Origin of the sequence: Streptomyces sp. NPDC051776 (genome assembly GCF_040681345.1) — a bacterium.
In the GTDB taxonomy this organism is placed as follows: Bacteria; Actinomycetota; Actinomycetes; order Streptomycetales; family Streptomycetaceae; genus Streptomyces.
Map to the genome: position 1 here is coordinate 33,348 of NZ_JBFAYQ010000039.1, position 20,911 is coordinate 54,258.

At 70.6% G+C, this 20,911-nt stretch carries 8 protein-coding genes; all 8 read right to left on the reverse strand.

Annotated elements, in window-relative coordinates; genetic code table 11:
• Positions 1-28 precede the first annotated feature (28 nt).
• The 8 genes from AB0M26_RS24860 to AB0M26_RS24895 all read right to left on the reverse strand — a co-directional run bounded on the left by AB0M26_RS24860 (position 29) and on the right by AB0M26_RS24895 (position 20,812).
• Entirely contained in the window at positions 29-1,780 is a 1,752-nt protein-coding gene (locus AB0M26_RS24860; RefSeq protein WP_365264036.1) for an ABC transporter ATP-binding protein, read from the reverse strand.
• Positions 1,777-3,741 carry an ABC transporter ATP-binding protein gene (locus AB0M26_RS24865; RefSeq protein ID WP_365264037.1) on the reverse strand — a complete coding sequence of 655 codons (1,965 nt, stop codon included), beginning with the start codon at positions 3,739-3,741 and terminating at the stop codon, positions 1,777-1,779. Before AB0M26_RS24865 ends, AB0M26_RS24860 begins: the two co-directional genes overlap by 4 nt.
• Positions 3,738-4,466: a class I SAM-dependent methyltransferase gene (locus tag AB0M26_RS24870; protein WP_365264038.1), complete on the reverse strand. Its 729-nt coding sequence runs from the start codon at positions 4,464-4,466 to the stop codon at positions 3,738-3,740. The genes AB0M26_RS24865 and AB0M26_RS24870 overlap by 4 nt, the downstream gene beginning before the upstream one ends.
• Before the next feature lie 82 nt (positions 4,467-4,548).
• On the reverse strand, positions 4,549-5,388 hold the full coding sequence (locus tag AB0M26_RS24875) for an alpha/beta fold hydrolase (protein WP_365264039.1): 840 nt from the start codon (positions 5,386-5,388) through the stop codon (positions 4,549-4,551).
• A gap of 91 nt (positions 5,389-5,479) precedes the next feature.
• Positions 5,480-7,507: a Gfo/Idh/MocA family oxidoreductase gene (locus AB0M26_RS24880; RefSeq protein WP_365264040.1), complete on the reverse strand. Its 2,028-nt coding sequence runs from the start codon at positions 7,505-7,507 to the stop codon at positions 5,480-5,482.
• Positions 7,504-8,685 (reverse strand): saccharopine dehydrogenase NADP-binding domain-containing protein, encoded by a 1,182-nt coding sequence (locus AB0M26_RS24885; protein ID WP_365264041.1) that lies wholly within the window; start codon positions 8,683-8,685, stop codon positions 7,504-7,506. The genes AB0M26_RS24880 and AB0M26_RS24885 overlap by 4 nt, the downstream gene beginning before the upstream one ends.
• Positions 8,682-14,198 carry an amino acid adenylation domain-containing protein gene (locus tag AB0M26_RS24890; protein WP_365264042.1) on the reverse strand — a complete coding sequence of 1,839 codons (5,517 nt, stop codon included), beginning with the start codon at positions 14,196-14,198 and terminating at the stop codon, positions 8,682-8,684. The genes AB0M26_RS24885 and AB0M26_RS24890 overlap by 4 nt, the downstream gene beginning before the upstream one ends.
• On the reverse strand, positions 14,195-20,812 hold the full coding sequence (locus tag AB0M26_RS24895) for an amino acid adenylation domain-containing protein (RefSeq protein ID WP_365264053.1): 6,618 nt from the start codon (positions 20,810-20,812) through the stop codon (positions 14,195-14,197). The genes AB0M26_RS24890 and AB0M26_RS24895 overlap by 4 nt, the downstream gene beginning before the upstream one ends.
• Positions 20,813-20,911 lie beyond the last annotated feature (99 nt).

Consider the following 20,911-nt stretch of genomic DNA (forward strand, 5'->3'; position numbering starts at 1 on the left):
TTCGTCGGGGGCGTCGCCGCCGGGTCGTTCATGGGGCTGCCGCCAGGCGCCAGCCCTCTGCGCTGGTGCGCTGCTGCCAGAACGCCGTGTAGGTGCCGCCGGCGGGGAGGAGTTGGTCGTGCGTACCGCGTTCGGTGATCCGGCCCTGTTCCAGCACGAGGATCTGATCGGCGGTCAGGACGGTCTGCAAGCGGTGGGCGATCACGAGGAGCGACTTCTCGCGGGCCAGGCCGGCGACGGTCGTCTGCAGTACGGCCTCGTTCTCGGGGTCGAGCGCGGCGGTGGCCTCGTCGAGGATGAGGATCGGCGCGTCCTTCAGCAGGGCGCGGGCAATGGCCACGCGCTGGCGCTGGCCACCGGAGAGCGCGGTCCCGCCTTCGCCGACAGGCGTCGCCCAGCCGTCGGGAAGCTCATCCACGAGCGTGTCGAGTCCGGCCAGTTCGGCTGCGCGCCGCAGCTGGGCGGCGGACGCCTCCGGTGCGCCGACCCGGACGTTCTCTTCGATGGTGCCCTCGAAGAGATAGACGTCCTGGGGGACGACCGAGACCATGGCGACCAGGTCGTCGCCCGCAACGTCCCGGACGTCGACGCCGCCGATGCGGACCGTTCCCTGGGTCGTGTCCCAGAAGCGGGCGATCAGCCGGGCAACGGTGGTCTTGCCCGAACCGGAGGGGCCCACCAGCGCGGTCAGACCGGTTTCGGGCATCCGGAAGGTCACGCCGTGCAGTGCCATGACGGCATTGGAGACGGCGGTGGCGTCCTGGTAGGCGAAGCTCACCCGGTCGAACTGCACGTCGGTGCGGGTCGGCCGTCGGGGCGTCGTCGGCTGTGGGAAAGGCCGTTCGTCGAGTACCGCGTTCAGCCGCTCGAGGCTATTGCGGGCAACCCGGAGGCCGGCGCCCAGCTCTGCGGCGGTGGAGAGGCTGTCGACCAGGCGGCCGGTGAGCACCAGCAGGGCGATCAGTGTGGGGACGGCGAGCGAACCGTCCAGAGCCCATGAGGTCCCGAGGAACAGGACCAGAACCAGAAGCATCCGGGTGGCGAAGGCGAAGGACACCAGGCCCGGGATACCGCGCACGATCAGTTCGCGGTCGGCTCGGGACTCGGTGAACAGGGCCTGGTCGAGAGCGGTGTAGCCGTCGACGGTGCGGCCGAAGGCCCGCAGCACGGGCTGATTCTGCGCGAACTCCAGTACCCGGTCGGCGGATTCGCTCATCGCTCCGTCGCGCTTGCGGTCGAGGCGGTTCACCATCGCGGTGCTCCACACGTGCACGGACAGCAGAACGGGCGCGCAGGCCAGGAGTACCAACCCGATCCGGGGCTCGAGGAAGAAGCTGGTGACGAGCATCGTGGCGGGCGCGACCAGGGAACTGGTCAGTGGCCGGAGCAGATGCGCGGGCACGTTCATCACCTGGATGACGTTCTGGCTGGTCAGACGGCCCAGTTCGGAGGCCCTGCCGGCGGTGAACCAGCCGGTCGGCAGAGCGAGTGCCCGGTCCGCCAAGCGCTGGTGCAACACCCGCGAGATGTCGGAACCGACGGTGAAGCCCATGCTCAGCACGGCCGCCTGGAATGCGGCGTAGCCGAGCGAGCACGCGATCAGGGCTGTCAGCCACGGCCACACCGGGTCGGGGCCGTCCCCCAGGAGCGTACGCAGCACGGGCACGACGAGGGCGAAGGCGACGCCCTGCAGGACGGCCGCACAGGTCATCAGGGCGAGCAGGCGCTTCAGTGGCCTTGAACCCTCGGGTCCAAGAGCACCGAGAAGGTGGCGGATCATCGGGTCGTGTCCTCCCGGTGGTCTTCGGATGAATCCGCACCAGGCAGCCCTTCGGCCGGTGGCGGAACAGCGGCCGCCTGCGTCACGGTTTGCTGGGACTGCCACATCCGTGCGTAGCGGCCCTTGGCCGCAAGGAGTTCCTCATGGCGGCCTCGCTCGACGATCCGCCCGTGCTCCAGGACGGCGATGAGGTCGGCGGAGCGAATGCTCGCCAACCGGTGCGCGATGACAAGCATGGTGCGCCCGGAAGTGAGGGCCGACAGCGCGTCCTGGAGCTGTGCCTCGGAATGCGGGTCGGCAAATGCCGTCGCCTCGTCCAGAACGAGGACGGGGGTGTCGGCGAGCAGCGCCCGGGCGATGGACAGGCGTTGGCCTTCTCCCGCGGACAGTTGCGCGTCAACACCGATGACCGTGTCGTAACCCTGGGGCAGGGTCGCGATCCGGTCGTGGATGCGTGCGGACCGTGCTGCCCGCACTACGTCCTCGTCGGTCGCCTCCGGGCGCCCGAGGCGGATGTTGTCGGCGACGGTGGCCCGCAGAAGCCGCACGTCCTGGAGGACGAAGCCGACCCGGCGGTAGAGGTCCGCGGCCCGGATGTCCCGCACATCGGCTCCGCCCACACTCACGCTGCCCGCCGTCACGTCGTGGAAGCGCGGCAGCAGGGCGGCCAGGGTGGATTTCCCGGACCCGGAGGGCCCTACGAGGGCCGTGACGGTGCCCGGCTCGAGATCGAGGTCGATGCCGGTGAGGGCGTCCGTGCGCCCGTCGTAGGAGAAGGACACCCCGCGCATGGATATCCGGGCACCGTCCGGTGTGGCGGGGGCGGTCGGCTCAGCCAGGACGGGAGCGTCGAGCAGGGCGCAGATACGCGCTGCTGCTGCGTGCCCGGCCTGGATTTGCTGGATGCGGGTGCCGACGACCCCCATGGGAGTACTGACCACCGGCCCGAGCAGGACGAACGGGACCAGGTCGGCAGCGGGCATGCTTCCACTGCCGACCAGGGCCGCCCCCACGACGACCAGCAGCACCACCACCGCGACCGGCGACACGACCAGGAGCGCAGCGGTGGAGGTGGCCAGCGTGGTGCGCACCCATCGGCGGAAGAATCCGGAGAACGCCTCGGCGGATGCGAGAAAGCGCGCGTGAGCGCTCCGCTCACGGCCGAAGGCCTTCACGACGGTGATACCGCAGGCGAACTCCACGGCTGCCGAGGAAATGCGGCTCAGGGCCGATCCGTACTCCTGCATCTGGGTCATGGCCCCGGACATCGCCCGGCCGAACAGGAACCCTCCGAGGAGGAGGGGGCCCACGCTGACCAGCGCCATACGCCAGTCGGCGGCGAAGAGGTAGGTCAGGGCGAGCACCGGAGCGGTGACCAGCGTCGTGACGTCCGGGACGGTATGCGCGACCAGTGCGTGCAGGGCACGTACGTCCTCTTTCACGGCACTCTTGATCCGGCTGGAGCCGTTGGCCGTGATGCGACCGAGGGGCAACCTGCCGGCCTGCTCTGCCAGTTCGCGGCGCAGCGCGAGTTGCATCCGGTTGTCGGCGAGGTGAGCGACCACTCCCGCGGCATATCCGCAGGCCAGCGATACGAGGGCGCCGAGGCTGGCAAGGACGACCAGCGGCCGCACGCGGTCGTCGCTCGGCGCGGCGTCGCCGGTGAGGCGCGCGGCGATCTCGGCCACGGCGATGAGGGGGACGATGCCGCATACCGTGGCGACCGCTTGGAGGCCGACGGCCAGGGCAAGCGGACGACGGACGCGTTGCAGGATGCGGCGCAGGGGAGGGGGTGCTGTGCCGCCGGTGCTCGCGCGGGGGGAACCGGCAGAGGGGTCGGCCGGTCGGCCGGAAACGTTTCCGCGCTTGTCGCTCCCCGCCGGGGGGGACTGCTCCGGGCTCTCAGCGCCTGCGAGTTCAACCCGGTGCACGGTGATGGACTCCGGTGCCTGGTGGGTCATGCGATGAGGACTCCGATCTCGGGGATGGCGTGGCCGCCGGCCTCGGTGATCCTGCGGCTGGTCATGCCGGACTCGCGGCCAAGCTGGGCGACGTCGAAGGTGTGCCAGTCGTAGCTGTCCTCGACCTCGCGGACGGTGCGGCCTTCGCGCAGCACGCGCCAGGTGGTGGTGAAGCGCATGGCGTCGCCGCCGGCGGGTTCACCGCCGATCCACCACTCGTAGGTCTGGCGGCCGATGGTTTCGCGCAGGGACATCACCGGCGGAATAGCGCGCGGAGCCGAGACGCCCATCAGCTCCACGACAATGGGTCCGCCGGCAGGCAGCCGTCGCGCCAGACGCCGCCACAGGGCGGTACGTTCAGGCTGGTCGAGGTGACCGGCCACGCCGAAGACGACCACAGCTGACAGGCGGTCGGGGAGCTTCAGGTCCTGTGCGGCGCCGTCCAGAACGGTGGTCCGGCGGCGCAGGTCGGCCTCCTTGGCGATCCGGGCGGTGAGCACGGCACGCATGGTGGGCGACGGCTCGGCGGCGAGGATCTCGGCATCGGGGAGCGTGGCGGCGATCACCTCGGTGATGCGGCCGGTACCCGCACCGATCTCCAGAACCGGGCCGTGGGAGGTGTCCAGGCCGGTCAGCACCCGGGCGAGGGGTGGACCGCTGCTCGCGGTGTGTCGTACGGCGACCATGTCGTAGAACTCGGCTGAGGGGGCGTAGTAGTCGATCACGGGGTGGTTCCTGGGGGTTCAGTGCTCCGTGCGAGCTAGGGCAGCGCCAGCGGCACGGCGGGCCGGGAGGGAAGCGGGGCGCTCACGGGGTGCTGGGCCACGGCCCGGCCGCGAGCGAGGGGTCCAGCGCCCGGAGCACCGCGGCCACCACCCGGTCTCGCTGGGGAACCAGATAGAAGTGGTCGCCCGAAAAGGTGTGGACCCTGGTCCGCGATGTGGTCAGCGCTGACCACCCGCCGGTGCGGTCGGGGAATGACCGGGTGTCGAATTCGGTGTCGGCGTCTCCGGTGAACACCGCAATGGGGGAGTCCAGTTGGGGACGGGCTCTCGGGCGATGGGTCTCGATCAGCCGGTAGTCGTTGCGGACGCAGCCGAGGACCGCGTCCCGCAGCTCCGGATCGGAGAGGACCTCCTGGTGGGTGCCGCCGAGCCGTCGCAGCTCGGTGCAGAGGGCATCGTCGTCACCGCGGTGGAGGGCTCCGGCCGGGGCCGCGCCGGGTGCCGCACGCCCCGAGACAAGGAGCCGCTTGGGGGCGGGCAGGCCCAGGGCTCGTAGATTGCCGGCGAGTTCCCAGGCGACGGCTGAGCCCATACTGTGGCCGAACAGGGCGTACGGGCGGTCGAGTATCGGCTCCAGTGCGTCGGTCGCGGCCGTCACCAGAGTCTCCATCCGGTCGATCATGGGCTCGCTGTAGCGCTCCTCCCGCCCGGGGTATTGCAGCGCGAGCAGTTCGACCTGCGGGGGCATGAGGGAGGCCCAGGGTCGGTAGAAGCCGGCGCTGCCCCCGGCGTGCGGCAGGCAGATGAGCCGGATTCCGGCACTGGGGCGGGGAGCCCAGCATCGAAGCCACGGCCCCAGGCGGCCCGGACGCGGGACTGCGGGGGCTGGGGGACGACCGGCGCTCACGTTCCCACCAGCCACGTGGCGGTTCCGTGCGGAGCGGTGTGCTTGGAGTCCGCCGCGGGCTCCGCGGGCGGTTCGGATTGCGCGTCGAGCTGCGCGGTTGCACTCATCAGTGGTCCTTGTCGGTCGCTCGGAATCGGGACGTCGTTGCGGGCGAGGACGTCCCCTGGGGGAAAGGGGTGAGGACGGCCATCGGTGGGGCGCCCGGCCGGGTGGCGAGGGGACTCACCCGCAAACCGGACTCCTCCTCGAGCCGTTGAAGGCCGAACGGGATCCATCGGTAGGAGTCGTGGACCTCGCGCACGGGCGGGCTCTGGGGCGGGGCGTCGGCCTGATGAATGCGCCACGTCGTGCGCAGACGCATCGCAACCTCGTCCGGGTAGGGGGAGCCCGAGAACCACCACTCGTATCGGTGCCGCCCGGCCTGGGCGGTGGCCATCTTCGTCTCAGGCATGGTCACCGGCGACGTGACGCCCATGAGTTCGACGACGACGCGACCGCGTGGCGAGAGCCTTTCCCCGAGCCGACGCCACAACCGACGGCGCTGCTGGGCGTCGAGATGGCCCAGCACCCCGCACAGCAGGACGGCGCTGATGCGGTCGGGGAGTTCCAGATCGGGTGCGGAGCCGTCGGTGACCGTCACGCGGGGACGCAGCCGTGGGTCGGCGAAGACCCGGCTGGTGAGCACGGCCCGCATGCCGGTGGACGGCTCGCAGGCCAGGAGTTCGGCATGCGGGAGCGCCAGTGCCACGGCCTCGGTGATCAGTCCGGTGCCTGCTCCGATGTCGACCACGGGACCGTCACCGGGGTCCACACCGGACAGCGCGCGGCACGCCGCGGCAGCGCTTCCCGTGGTGGTGTGCGGGCCCGCTATGAGGTCGAAAAACTCGGCGGAGGGCGTGTAAGGGGCCGGCCGTGCGGGCGGTGACGGGTCGGCGGCCTCCTTCTCGGTGGCCGGTCCGCCGTCCGCCCCCTCGGACGGGCTGTGCCGTGGCGTGGCGGCCGGGGCACCGTTCACCGGTACGGGCTGTGTCGTCGCGGCGGCTGCTTCCCGGCGGTCCGGGAAGAGTTCCCTGGCCGGCAACGGGCGCGGGGCGGTGCCGCGGATGATATCGGGCGGCCCCAACACCGCTGCCAGGTCGGACCAGATACGGCAGACCGTCAGGTCGTACTGGGCGGCCCGCAGCGGATTCCCGCCCGCGTCGATGGCGTCGGCCAGGCTGTCGAGTGCTCGTCCGATTGCCTGTGGCCATAGTTCCTCGAACATCCCCCGGAACGTTGAGGAGTGCTCGAAGACCGTGGTGATGGGCAGGTCCAGCTGCTCGGTGCCGGGCCCTTCGAGCACGAAGTGGCGGTCCGCGTCACGGTCGGCGTGCAGACGTGGACTCCAGAGCACCGGTCCATGGGTGTCGGCGAGGGCGAGGACGCCACCGTCCGTGCCGATGGTCACCCGGTGCCAGTGCAGGGCGTGGTTGTCCCGGTCTTCCGGGTCCAGTTGATGGTGCACTCGCAGTGTCAGCGGTACGCCGCCCACGACGCCCTGGAGGGTGCGGAACGGCTGCGGGCCACTCTGCGCGGGCAACGGAGCGGGATCGGCGAAACGCCACGGTCGCAGGGTGCCGAGAGCGCGACCGAGGATGTCCACCAGGGGGTGCATCAGGTGGATGGGGGTGGCCGCGTCCACGAACAGGGGCCTGCTTCGGGCCAGCAGGCGGCGCGCGGCCCCGGTGAAGGCGAGCACCGGCGCCACGTGCGAGTAGTGGGTGTTGAGCCGGTACTGAAGACCGTGCTGCCTCGCCAGTTTCAGGCAGGCCGTCAATTCGTCGAGATGCAGGGGGTGTTCCTGCAGTACGTGGATTCCTCGGGCGATCAGGGCTTGGGCGAGCTCGGTCCCCTCTCCACCGGAGACGGCCGAGCCGACGACGACACACGCCAGGTCGACCTCGCCCTGCGGCAGCTGGTCCACGGAGGTGTACAGCGGGACGGCCAGGCGTTCGGCCTGAGCCCGGGAGGCTGCCGAGCCACGGGCAAGCAGTCCGGCCAGGGCGTACCTCGGGCGGGCACGGACCGCCTCGAGGTAGAAGCGCCCGAAGTTGGTGCCGCAGACCAGGACACGCAGCGGCTCGGTCCGGGTCACAGCGAGCCCTCCTCTAGGGCAGCCTCCGCGTGGCCGGTCCCGCCGACCGGCAGGGGCGCCGGAAGTGAGCGTGCGAACCGGGAGACGGCGCCGCTGGTCACGAGGTACGTCGCGACGGTGGCCGGATCGAGAACGTCACAGGCGAAGTGGACGCCGGTCGGGACCGTGCCGCGCACCACGGCGTCGGCTGCCAGTGCCCCCACAACAGCGGTCAGCCGGTAGCTGCTCGTGGTGCGCATGCTCAAGCGGCGGTGGGCCCTGGCCCCGGCGACCGTGCCGGTCAGGGTGAAGTCCATGACGTAGTAGGGGCTGCGGCCCGCCAGGTCCAGGTCGGCGTCGCGCATCAGGCGGGCCGCGGGCCCGGGGCGGTCGACGCCCTGTGCCAACATGACGGGCAGAAGGTTCATTACGGCGCGGGACCGGGGCCCCGGGTGCACGTTGAACCAGTCCACTCGGTCCAGTCCGAGGGTGGTGGCGAGCCGCTCGGTCTCCGTGCTGAGGAAGGGTTGAAGGGCCACGCGGCCGGCAAAGCCCGGTGCCTCGGTGTTCTCGTCCGCACGCAGCGCCCTGGGCTGCCTGTGCCCGAAACGCCATGCGGCCAGCGGTTCGCCGTACGAGGCACCCTGGGCCCCGCCCGTGGTGAGCGAGAGCATGAGGTCCTCTGCCACGGTCGGCGTGCAGGGTTCCAACCCGCCGCAGTAGGCGGTGAGTTCGGCGACGGTGTCCAGCTCCTGTGCGGCGAGCCAGCGGGGCAGGATGCTGGAGAGGCCGGGCATCACCCCGGCGGACAGCACCACGGCCCGGCCGGCGTCTTCCGCCGCTCGCTCGCGCGTCAGCTCCTCCGCTGCCGGGTCGTCTCCCGCGACATCGACGCAAGGGGCTCCGGCCTCCAGTGCGGCCCGCGCCGCTGCGGCCTTCCACCGGTATGTGGGACCGGCACAGTTGAGAACTGTCGAGCAGCTCTCGGAGAAGGCCACAACGCTCCGGGCGTCCTCCAGGTCGGCTCGCATCGCCGTACCCGTGCCACCGAGCTCCTCCCGCAAGACCTGCTCGAGTGGATCCAGCCGCCGTCCGCCCAGGCGCAGTTCGGTGTAGCCGAGGTCTCGAAGCTCACACACGGCGGCCCGGCCCACGGCACCCGTGGCGCCCAGGATGCCGATCACGGGACGGTCGCTCATCGGGACACCTCCCCATCGGTCAGCTCTTCGAGGAGCTTCAGCACCGCGGGCGCATGGTCGACCGAGAGACAACTGAAGTGATCGCCTGCGATGTCGACGATGCTGAGCTCGCCCAGGGCGAGTTCCTCCCAGTACGTGGTGACGGCCGCCTTGCTGCCCGGAAACGGGTAGGCCCCGCTGTGCCGCAGGAACGTGATATCGCCCGCATAGGGTTCGGCGTCGTAGCGCGTGATGGCGAAGACGCTCTGCCGGAAGGCCAGGAACAGCCGTGTCATGTGGTCGGGTTCGAAGCTGCCCGCCGAGGCGGGCACCGCCTCGCACATCCGGGCTGTGCGCGTGGTGCGCGGTACGGAGGCGAGGTCGCGGAAGCACCGGGCGACATCGGCGTGCTCATCGGTAAGCGCCGCAATGCCCCCGTCGGGCAGTACGCCGGGGCTGCCCGCCAGTACGGCGTCGGCCGCGGCCGCCACCCCCATCCCGTCGGCCGGAAATCCGAGATCCGCGGGGTCGATGCCCATCATGACGGCGAAGGAGTACTCGGCCAGCAGCTCGTCGTCCAGACGGAAGCGCGGGCTGTGGCTGCTGATGACCGTCAGGCTTGCCACCTCGGCACCGGCCTCGGCGAGATGGCGGGCCACCTCGGTCGCTATCAGTCCGCCGAGGCAGTATCCGACCACGTGGAACCGGCTGCAGCCGTCTCCGAGCAGCGCTCGGGCGTAGTCCGCGGCGAGCTGTTCGATCAATCCCTCGGGCGGCGCCTCCAGATAGGCGTCGAGGTCGGGCACTTCGAGGCCCACCACGTTGGCGAGTCCTGGGCAGCGCCGTCGGATCTCGGTGATCAGGGCGCGGTAGGGCATGACGGTGCCGGTACCGGCGTGCACCAGCACGGTGGTGGGTTCCTCCGGCGGGCCGCCGCCATGCAGGTGCACCACGGGGGAGGGAGGTGTGTCGTGGCTCTGCTCCCTCGCCTGTGCTCCGGTCAGGTCACGCAGGAACTCGGCGAGTCCGGCGACGGTGGGCCGGCGGAGCATGTGCCGCAGCACGACCTCCCACTCGAGGTGGGCCGCCTGCGGTATGCGCTCGCGCAGCTGTCCGACCATGCGGGCGACCAGGAGGGAGTCGCCGCCCAGAGCGAAGAAGTCGTCGTCGCGGCCAATGGTCTCGACCGACATGAGTGAGGCCCACAACTCGGCCAGCCGGCTCTCCAGTTCGTCCATCGGAGCCGTTTCGGCCGGCCCCTGAGGCTGTGCGGCTTCGCTGGGGAGCCAGGCGAGAAGTTGTGCCCGGTCGGTCTTGCCATTGGCCGTGCGCGGCAGGGCGTCGACGACCTGCCAGTGCGAGGGCACCATGTATTCCGGCAGGCGGGTGGCGGCGTGCCTGGCCAACTCGCCCGTGGAGGTGTGGACACGGTCGGTCTTCAGCCGCGCCAGGAACAACTCCTGGCCGGTGGCAGCGAGCGCGTCATCGCGATCGGGCAGGACGCAGACGTCCGTGGCGCCGTAGCGGTCGAGCAGATCGAGCCACTGGGGGCGGGTGAGAAAGGACTGACAGCTGTCGGCTCGGAGGTCCGTCCAGGTGCGGCCGGCGACCTCGAGAAACTCCATCGACACCAGCAGGGGCGGGTGGACATCGCGGGTGTTCTCCACGAACACCAGGTGTCCTCCGGGCACCAGTAGTTCGCGCAGCCTGCCGAGCGCCGCTTCCGCGTCCGAGACAGCGTGCAGGGTGTTCGCGCAGATCACCACGTCGAAGGAGTGGGGTGCAAGCCCCTGGGATCGGATGTCCTCGTCCGCGTCGAACCGTTCGTAACGCAACCAGGGATGGTCGGCGAACCGTTCGCGGGCCTCGTTCAGGAAGAACGGCGAGGCGTCGGTGAACAGGTAGTCCACTCCGTGGTGGGCGAGTACCGGTACCAACTGGCCCGTGGTACCGCCCACACCGCCGCCGACCTCAAGGATCCGCAGCCGCTCCTCTCCCGTGTGCTGTGCGGCCATCGCGCTCACGGCGTTGACGATCGCGTGGTTGAGGTGGCGGATGGCCAGGTTGTCCCGGTAGGCGGCGTCGGCGGCCTCCAGACCGGCTCCGGGGAAGAGCAGGGCGCGGATGTCCACGTGCCCGGCGAGTAGCTCCGGCAGCCGGCCGGCGCAGGTGCGCATCACATCGAGCAGTACGGTGCTCCAGCCGACCCTGCCCTCCAGCTCGGTCGCGTGCTGCCAGGCGCGCTCGAGGTCGGATTTCGAGACAGGGCGGAGTGAGCCGTAGGTGCCGAGAGTTCCGGCGATCAGGCGGTCGCGGGAGGCCAGCGCCCGGAGCCAGCGACGCACGATGTGCCGGTGGGCGGGAGCGGCGCTCAGTGCTGCGATCACCTCGTCCTCCGACGTCGGGGTGGTGTCCTGGAAGAGGCCGGCCGCCTGGAGGACTCGGGTCATCTCCGCAAGCGCGACGTCGTCCAGGGCGTCGAGGAAGGCGGTCAGAGCGGTCGCGTCGAGGTCACCGGACGCATCCCGGATTGCCCGGGCCGCGGCGTCGTGGACATCGGCCACCCCGCGGGTTGCGTCACCGCCCCCGTCCCGCCGGGCGGGCTCGACAAATGCGGCCAGCCGCCTGCCTCCGGCGGGCGAGTCGTCGACGACGACCGCACCGGAACCGACCGCGGGGTGCGACTGCACGGCGGCCTCGACCTCGGCGAGTTCCACCCGGTAGCCACGGATCTTCACCTGCGCGTCCTCCCGTCCGAGGAACTCGATGTCCCCGCTCGGCAGATAGCGGCCGAGGTCACCGGTTCGGTAGATCCGTTCTCCGGTCTCCGGGTGCGTGAGGAAACGCTCCGCGGTGCGCTGCGGGTCGTTGAGATAGCCGAGAGCCACCCCCGCGCCCGCGATGTACAGCTCGCCGGGCACCCAGTCGGGGCACGGCCGCATCGCGTGGTCGAGGACATGGAAACCCTGGTTCGCCAGCGGGCGCCCGTAGGGGATGCTCGGGCGGGTGGTGTCGACCTCGGTCACGGGATGGGCGATGGACCAGATGGCGCCCTCGGTGGCTCCGCCGAGGGCCTCGATGTGCAGGCGGGGAAATGTCGTGCGCGCCTCGTCGGGAAGCGTGACAGGAATCCAGTCACCCGACAGCAGTGCCAGGCGCAGGGTGTTCTCATCCTGTGGGGGTGCCGAGCGCAGCCAGTCGCACAGCATGTGCAGCTGGCCAGGAACCGAGTTCCAGACCGTGATGCCGGATCGGGCGATGATGTCGGCCCAGTGCGAGGGGTCCCCGCGCCGGGCCGCTTCCGGGAGCACCAGCACGCCACCGGCTGACAGCGGACCGAACAGGTCGTAGACGGAGAGGTCGAATCCGAGTCCGGCGAGGCCGAGGGCCCGGTCCTCCGGCGTCATTCGGTGACGGCGGTTGATGTCCTGGATGGTGTTTCCTGCGGCCCGGTGACTGACCATCACACCCTTGGGTGTGCCGGTGGAGCCGGAGGTGTAGATGACGTACGCGAGGTCGTCGGGGTCGGCGCGGCGCTCGGCGGGGCCCACGGGATCCGTGCTCTCAGGCAGTTCGTCCACGGCCAGCATGGTGAGCGCGTCCGGAAGGTCGCCATGCTCCAGCAGCCAGGACTGGGAGAGCACGGTACGGGCCCCCGCGTCGGCGAGGATCGTGTCACGGCGTGCAGTCGGCTGAGCGGTGTCGACCGGGACATAGGCTCCGCCCGCGAGCAGGGTGCCGAGCACGGCCACCACCTGCTCCCACCCCTTGTCCATCCAGATTGCGACCGGTTCTGCCCGCCGGAGCCCGGATCCGACCAGCCTTTCGGACAGTTCCGCGGCACGCGCGACGAGTTGACGGTACGTCAGGGTGCGATCGGGGCTGTCCACCGCCACAGTGTCCGGGGTGGTCAGCGCGGAGGTGATGACGGGCTCGTGGAGCAATGTGTCCGGGAGCGGTCGGGAGGTGTCGTTCGCCCGGGTGCGTCGTTCGGCCTGCTCGCCCGGAAGTTCGACGCGTGCCGGCTGTTCCCAGGCCTCCTCGTCGGCCGCAAGATGCTCCACCAGAGCGACCCACCCGGTGAACATGGCCTCGGCCAGGCCGCTGGGCAGGACGCCGTCGCGTACGTCCCAGGACAGGGCGAGAGTGTCGCCCCGTCGCATCACCTGGCAGTCGATCCACACCTGCGGTGTCTGGGTGGCCGCGTACCGGACCTGCGGCGCGTTCCCGCCCGAAGGGCGCCCTGTGCCGAGGGCACTGGTGAAGACAACCGGCATCAGGACGGGTGCGCCTGCCCGGTGGGAGAGTTCGGCCAGAACCTCGGAACCGGTGAAGAGGGAGTGCTCCAGGTCCTTCAGCAGCTGGTCGCTGATGCGGCGGACCCGTTCGGCGAAGCAGACGGGCTCTGTGAGATCCACAGCCAGAAGCTCCATCGTCGTGAAATCGCCGACGATGTGCTCGATGTCCTGGTGCAGCGGAAGGCGTTCGACCGTTGGCACATTGAGGGTGAACCGCGGGACCCGGACCCAGCGGCCCACGGTCTCCGCATAGGCGACGAGCAGGACCGCGGAGGGCGTCAACCCGCGCTCTTGTGCCCGGTTGGTCAGGAGCTCCGCGGTCCGGGCGGGCAGCAGCCGCTCGAGGCGGTCGAAGCGCACCGGCGCGGTGCGGTCGGTGGGGTCCCCGACGTCCGTGGGGGCCGCCCACCCCTCGGCTGTGGGCAGTTCCGGAGCAGGCGGGAGGTCCTCGAGCCGGGACCTCCAGTAGGCGCGGTCGCGGTCGTAGCGGGGTGTCTCCATCAGGGCCCGGCGGGCCAGGACGTAGTCACGGAAGCCCACGGTCAGGGGCGGCAGGCCAGTGGCGGAACCGCTGTACAGCAGGTCGATTTCGGTGAGCAGGAGCCGGAGACTGGCGTGGTCCACGGTGAGCATGTCGAAGGAGAGGTGCAGGACCGCGCGTTCGGGAGCTCGGGTCAGGTGCACCGTGAACAGCGGCCACCGATCGGTGGGACCGGCGCGATGAGAGAGGCGGGCCCGGACGGCAAGGACGGCCGTGTCCAGGTCTTCCGCGGATGCTTCGGTGACCCCCACGTCGACCGCCGTAGCAGAGGTGTGAGGAAGAACTTCCTGGTAGCCGTCGGGGTGGACGACGGCGCGCAGCATGTCGTGCCGTTCCACCAAGGTGTTCCACACCTCGGTGACCCGTTGCGGGTCCAGTCCCGGACAGTTCAGCTCGACGTAGGCGTGGCAGGCGATTGCGCCGTAGTCGTAGGCGTCGGCCCGTCCGACCAGATAGGCGGCTTGGATGTCGGTCAAAGGGAAGGGCTCGTGGCGGTGGTCCGGATCGGGCCGCAGGGTCCGGTGCTCCTCGGCGTGTGCGAGGTGCTCCAGGACGGCTTGCTTGTGCCGGAGGAGTTCGGCGCGGCGTTCCTCGGTGAAATACCCCCTGGGAGCGCGGTAGCGCAGCTGTCCTTCCTCCGCCCACAGGTGGACGTCGTCTCGTTCGTACTGGGCGAGCAGTTCGGTCGTGTTCACAGCGCTCCGAATTCCGTGAGGTTCCGTGTGGTGGAGAGGGCTCCGTCGACCTCTGTCGCGAGGGCGGCGATGGTGGGAGCGGCAAGCAGGGCACGGACTGGCACACGGACCCCGAAGCGTCGCTCGATCGCTGAGGCGAGCCTGATCGCGGAGAGGCTGTCCCCGCCGACGGTGAAGAAGTTGGCGTGCCGGTCCCGTGTCGGGGCGTGCAGGAGGGCGTCCCACAGCTCGGCGATCGCGGTCTCCGTCCCCTCGCGGGGAGGCTCCGCCCCGGTTGGCGAAACGGTCGCGTCCTGGTCGGCCAGGCCTGCCAGGGCTCCACGGTCGACCTTGCCGTTGGCGGTCAGCGGAAGTTCGGGAAGCGCCATGGTCTGTGACGGCAACGCATAAGGGGCGAGCGTCTTGGCCAGCCACGGCCGCAGGTCTTCCTCCGGGAGCCGCGCCTCGCCGGGAGCGTGCTCGGCCGGAACCACGAAGGCCACCAGGCGGCGGGACGTGCGTTCTCCGGCGGCCACGACAGCAGCCCGGAGAACGCTCGGGTGCGCCTCGAGCGCGGCCTCGACCTCACCCGCCTCGATCCGGTGTCCGGCGATCTTGAGCTGGCTGTCCATCCTGCCGAGGAACTCCAGGAGCCCCCCTGACTGGTACCGGCCCAGGTCCCCGGTGCGGTACCAGCGCTTCCCCTCGTGCTGAACGAACTTGCCGGCCGTGCGCTCCGGATCCCCCAGGTACCCTCGCGCGACACCGGCTCCACCGATCCACAGCTCTCCGGTCACCCAGTCCGGGCAGTCCCGGCCGTCAGGGCCGACGACCCGGTAGCGCTGGCCGGTGAGCGGACGGCCGTACGGAATGGAGGCCCGCACGTCGTCGCCCTGCTCGACGGGGAAGGCGTTGGACCAGATCGATGCCTCGGTGGCGCCACCCAGGGCCACGAATCGGCAGGCGGGCCCGGCCTGTTCCCTCAGCCGCCCGGGGAGGTCCGGGCCGATCCAGTCGCCCGAGATCAGCGCGGTGCGCAGGCTCCGGAGCGAACCCCGGCCGGGCCCCTGCTCCTCGGCCTCCAGGAGGAGATCGAGCAACGCGGGAACCGTGTTCCACAGGGTGACGCCGTAGTGGTCCACCAGTTCGGGCCAAGCGGACGGCTCACGCCGCTGCTCCTCGGTGGGCAGCAGAAGGGAGCCCCCGGCCGCCAGGAGGCCGAAGATGTCGTAGACGGAGAGGTCGAAGTCGAGTGCGGACAGGGCGAGTCCGCGGTCATCGCGTCCGACGCCGTAACGGGCGTTGATGTCCGCCACGGTGTTCCAGGCTGCTGCGTGGGTGATTTCCACGCCCTTGGGATCGCCGGTGGAGCCCGAGGTGAATATGACGTAGGCGAGCGCGTCCGGCGGGACCGGGCACGGGCGGTCGGCGGGTGGGGTGGCGAGAGCCTCCCGCAGGGTGACCAACCCGGATGGGTCCGCCGGTCCGATGCCGCAATCACCGATGGTCAACCGTGCTCCGGCGGCCGCCAGGATCCGGTCGCGGCGGGCAGCCGGCTGCTCCACGCCTATCGGGACGAACGCCGCGCCCGCGGCGAGCACGCCCAGGACTGCGATGAGCTGCCCCGGCCCCTTGGGCAGGCTGACTGCCACGAAGTCGCCCTCGCCGACGCCGCGTTCTCGCAGTGCGGCCGCGGTGCGCAGCGCGGCTTCGGCAAGTTCGCCATAGCCGACCGTGATCCCGTCGGAGGTGAGCAGCGCGGTGCGCTCGGGACGTTCGGCCGACCGGACGAAGAAGGCTTCGTGCAGAAGTCCGGGCGGAACAGGCTCGGTGCCATTTGCCGACACGCGCTCCGCGCGCTGGTCTGCGGGCAGAAGGTCGGGAAGCCGGGCCGACCAGTCGCCCAGCGCCGCGTGGTCCAGCAGCCGGGCGTGCGCGGCGACCATGGCGTCCAGCACTCCGTCGTGGAACAGCTCCTCAACCGCGTCCCAGGTGACCACCAATGCGCCGTTCTCCTCGGTGACTTGGTGGTCCAGGCAGACCTGGGGCGACTGGGACACGCCCCACACGCGCGGGGGGAAGCCGGCGGCGGGGTCGGCCAGGGTGGCGTCACCCACGCCGAGGGCGCTGGTGAACACCACGGCCGCACCCGCGTCGGGTGTCCCTTCGCGCCGAGCCCTTTCGCGCAGTAGCCAGGAGGCCGGCACCGCCTGATGGTCCAAGTCCTCCGCCTGCCGACGCTGGAGGCTTTCGAGGGCGGGCAGCCATGACCTGTCGGCCCGGTCGTAGGCAGCGAGCGCGAGCGAGGTGAAGTCACCGAGGACGCGGTGGATGTGCGGATGGGTCTCCTGCCGGTTGAACAGCGTGAGGGTCACCGCGACGGCCCCGGTGCCGCTCCAGGCGCAGAGCACCTCGCCGTACGCGGCGAGCAGCACCGTTGAGGGGGTGAGACCGTGATCGGCCGCCCGGGACTTGACGGCACGCCAGGTCTGCGCGTCGATTCGCGTCTGCCGTCTGGTGAAGCGCGGCGCAGCCAACAGGGCGGGGTCCTGTCGGAAGGGCAGCGCCGGAGCCGGGGGCAGTTCGTCCAGCCGTCGTCCCCAGTGCTCGTGCGCTTGCCCGGCCCTCTCCGGGTCGTACGGAAGCCGGGAAAGGTACTCGCGGAAGGTGAGGTCCACCGGGGGGAGTTCGCTGTCCGGATCCGCGTAGAGGAGGTTCAGTTCCCGGTACAGCGTCATGATGGACAGTGCGTCCAGCACCAAGTAGTCGACACCGATGCCCACCCGGGTACGAGGAACACCGGACGCGTCCGGGTAGCGGACGGCACGGATGTCGAAGAGTGGCCAGCGGGCAGGGTCACGCACCTGGTGAGACATCGCCTCGCGCAATTCCGAGAGGGCGCGAACGGTGTCCCGGGGGCCCGCCTCCGTCACAGGGATGGACCACTCCGGCACCACCTCCAGCACCCGCTGCATATGGTCGACCACCACGGCGCGGAGCATGGGGTGCCGTTGGACCAGGGTGCGCCACGCGCACTCCAGCCTGCCGAGGTCGACATCGGGGCCGTCGAACTCGCTGTAGTGCCACGTGCCGACACCGCCGAGTGTGAAGTCGCGCTGCCGCCCCGTGAGGTACGCGGCTTGGACGTCGGTGAGCGCGAACGGTTCGTGTGCGTGCTCCGTGTCCGCAGACGCGGCGGTGGCGCCGGGGAGCCGCTCCTCGAGGGGACAGGAGGCCAGCAGTGCGGCGAAATCACGAAGCACCGGTGTGCTGAACAGCTCGGCTACCCCGGCCCCGGTCATCCCGTCGGCGCGGAGCCGGGCGATCATTCTGGTGGCGACCAGGGAGTCTCCGCCGAGTGCGAAGAAGTTGTCCTGACGGCCCACTTCGGGCCGGCCCAGTAGATCGGACCAGAGCCGGGCCACTGCCTCCTCCACGGGGCCCGAGGGCGCCTGGAGTTCGGTCCGCTCACGTGTGGCATCGTCCAGGAGCGTTGCGACGGCTGAGCGGTCGAGCTTGCCATGGGCGGTGAGCGGCATCGTGCCGCGGATCGTCACATGCTCGGGCAGCATGTAGGACGGCAGCCGTGCGGCGGCCCAGGCGCGCAGGGCGTCCGGGTTGAGGGCGTTGTCCGGGCAGAGGGCGTCCGGGGTTCCAGGTGAGACGACCGCCGCCAGCCTCCGAGCGGGAGTGCCGACCACGGCGGCGACCGCGTGCAGCACACCGGGGTGGGATTCCAGCGCTGCCTCGACCTCGCCGAGTTCGATCCGGTGCCCCCGGATCTTGACCTGGTGGTCGGCCCGCCCGAGGAATTCCAGGACTCCGTCCGGTCGGTAGCGGGCGAGGTCACCGGTGCGGTACCAGCGCTCTCCGTTGTACTCGGTGAAGCGGTCCCTGGTGCGCTCGGGGTCTCCGCGGTAGCCGGTCGCCACCCCGGGCCCACCGACCCACAGCTCACCTGGCACGTGGTCGGGACAGTCGCGGCCGCGCTCGTCCACCACACGGGCGCGCATGTTGCGCAGCGGCACGCCGTACGGGATCGACTGCCAGTCGCCCCCCACCTCGTCGACCTCGAAGACCGTGGAGTGGATGGCGGCCTCGGTCATTCCGCCCAGCGCGACGAAGCGGCAGCCCGGTACCAGGGAGCGCAGGCGCGAGGGCTGATCCAGGCCGACCCAGTCACCGCCCAGCATCACCAGGCGCAAGGACGGGCCGAGTCCGCCCCCAGCACCGTCGGCCGCCGTTGTCAGCATGTCGAGCAGTGCCGGCACACAACTGATCACCGTGATGCCGTGCTCGCGGACCAGCCGTGCCCAGTGATGGGCATCGCGGCGATGTTCCTCGCCCACCGCGATGACCCTTCCTCCGACCGAAAGGAAGGCGAACAGGTCGTACGTGGCGAGGTCGAAGTCGAGTGAGGACAGGGCGATTGTGCTGTCGTCGGGCCCGATGCCGAAGAGATCGCCCACCGCGTCGATGGTGTTGACCACAGCCCCATGCGGCACTTCGACGCCCTTGGGCAGTCCGGTGGACCCCGAAGTGAAGATCAGGTACGCCGGATCCTCCGGGCGGGCGAGCGCTACGGGGCCGGGTATCTCCTCCTGCGCGTCGGACAGGGGCAGTACGGTCGTCCCCGGAAGCTGCTCCGACAGGTGTGCGTGGGCCTTGTCGGTGAGCACGACCGTGGCACCGGCCACGCCGTGGATACGGGCTCTGCGGACGGCCGGTTGGTCGAGACCGACAGGAGCATAGGCGGCTCCCGCTGCCAGCACGCCGAGCACAGCGACGATCTGGTCGGCCCCCTTGGGCAGGGTGACGGCGACCGTGTCTCCAGGGCGTACGCCGTGGCGGCGGAGCAGCGCCGCCACGCGTCGGGCTTCGATTGCCAGGGCCCCGTAGCTCAAGCGCCGGCCGTCCTCACGGACCACGGCGACGTGGTCGGGCCGTTCCGTGGCAAGTCGGAAGAACCGAGAGTGCAGAGCGTGGCCGGGGGCCGGAGCCGGTGGCAGCGCCGCCCGCTCCCGCGCCGCGAGGCTGCCAGCAGGCAGCAGCGGCCCGACCGGGCGCGACCACGCCGCCTCGTCGTCCACGAGGGTGTCCACGAGGTGGCGGTAGGCGTCGAACGCCGCGTCGGGCACCCCGGGGACGAACACCCCCGCACGCAGGTCCCAGTTCAGAAGAAACCCGCCGTCGAGCTCGGTGACCTGTGCATCCAGGGCGACTTGGGGCCCCTGCGAGATGATCCACACAGGCTTGCCGAAGCACGTCTGAACGTTCTGCTCGAAGATCTCCCCCAGACCGATGGCGCTCGTGTAGACCACCGGTGCGAGTACCGGGCCGCCTTCGTGCCGGGCGAGGTCACGCAGAACCTCGACGCCCGTGTACGCGGCCCGCGCGACGCCCGATTGCATCCGTTCTTGGATGAGCCGGGCTTGTTCGGCGAAGGGCAGCTCCTGACGCAGGTCCGCGTCCAGTAGGATCGAGCTGCTGAAGTCCCCCACCAGCTGGGCGACGCCGGGTTGCAGCATCTCCCGGTCGAAGACCGGGAGATTGAGCAGGAAGCGCTGGCTGTCACTCCATACGGCGATGACCTCTGCGAACGCGGCCGCCAGAGCCGCGGACGTCGTGACGCCGTGGCTGCGCGCACGCTCGGCGAGTGCGGCACGGGCCTGCGGACCGATCCAGTGATGCAGGCGCCGGGTGCGGGTCAGTCCGGTGTCGGTGGCCGAGACCGGCTGCAGCAGATCCACGACGGTGGGCAGTTGCGGTGCGGGCGGGAGGCAGGGGACGCGTTCACGCCACCACGCGGCAGCCTCCTCGCGCAGGGACCCGCGACGCCTGGCGCGATCGGCCAGGTAGTCGGCGTAGCCGAGGCCCGGATCGGACAGTTGCAGGGCGGGGTCCTCGTACAGCAGGCGCAAGTCGGAGAGCAGGACGCGCAGGCTGAGTGCGTCGCCTGCGATCATGTCGAGATCGACCTGGAGTCGTGTCCGTCCACCGGGCAGCAGGCACAGGCCGACCCTGAGCACCTCTCCGGCACTCACGTCCATCCGGCAATGGGTGTTGTCCCGGCGGAACTCCTCCAGCAGGACGCTGGTCCGCTCCTCCGACTGCTCACGCAGGTCGTGAACGATGAGGCCGCCGGAAGCGGCCCCGATCCGCTGCCGTCCCTCGCTGTCGAACTGCACGCGCAGCATCCCGTGGCGCTGCACCAACGCCTCGAGTGCGCGGCTGAGGCGGTCGGGGTCCACGCCCTCGCCGTCCAACTCGGCATAGAAGTGCGCCGCGACACCTCCGAGCGGCTGGCCGTCCTGCCGGCCCACCCAGTAGGCGTGCTGCATGGTCGCCAGGGGAAAGGGCGTTCCCTCCGCGATGCCGTCCCTGGGGCGCGGGGTCGCCACCCGGCCGGTATCCACTGCCCCCCGCCCGTCGGCGTACTTCGTCAGGAGCGCCACCCACGAATCCACAAAGGGGGCTTCGACGAGATCCTGGAACGTGACCTCGGACCCGCGACCGCGCCAGGCCCCGACGAGGGTCATCAACGTGAGTGAGTCGAGGCCGAGTTCGAACAGGTCACGCTCGCTGTCGATCTCGTCCTGAGGTATCTCCAAAGCGCGCGCGACATCGGAACGGATGGCGTCCGGTGTCAGCACGGCCGAACCGGAATCCGTCGACGGGCACCGTGCCGCACCGGATCCCTTCCCTGCTTCCGTGTGGCGGCGGAACCGCTCCGG

Coding starts and splice junctions, on each gene's coding strand:
- AB0M26_RS24860 (WP_365264036.1), bottom strand. CDS start 1,780: ATGATCCGCCACCTTCTCGGTGCTCTTGGACCCGAGGGTTCAAGGCCA.
- AB0M26_RS24865 (WP_365264037.1), bottom strand. CDS start 3,741: ATGACCCACCAGGCACCGGAGTCCATCACCGTGCACCGGGTTGAACTC.
- AB0M26_RS24885 (WP_365264041.1), bottom strand. CDS start 8,685: ATGAGCGACCGTCCCGTGATCGGCATCCTGGGCGCCACGGGTGCCGTG.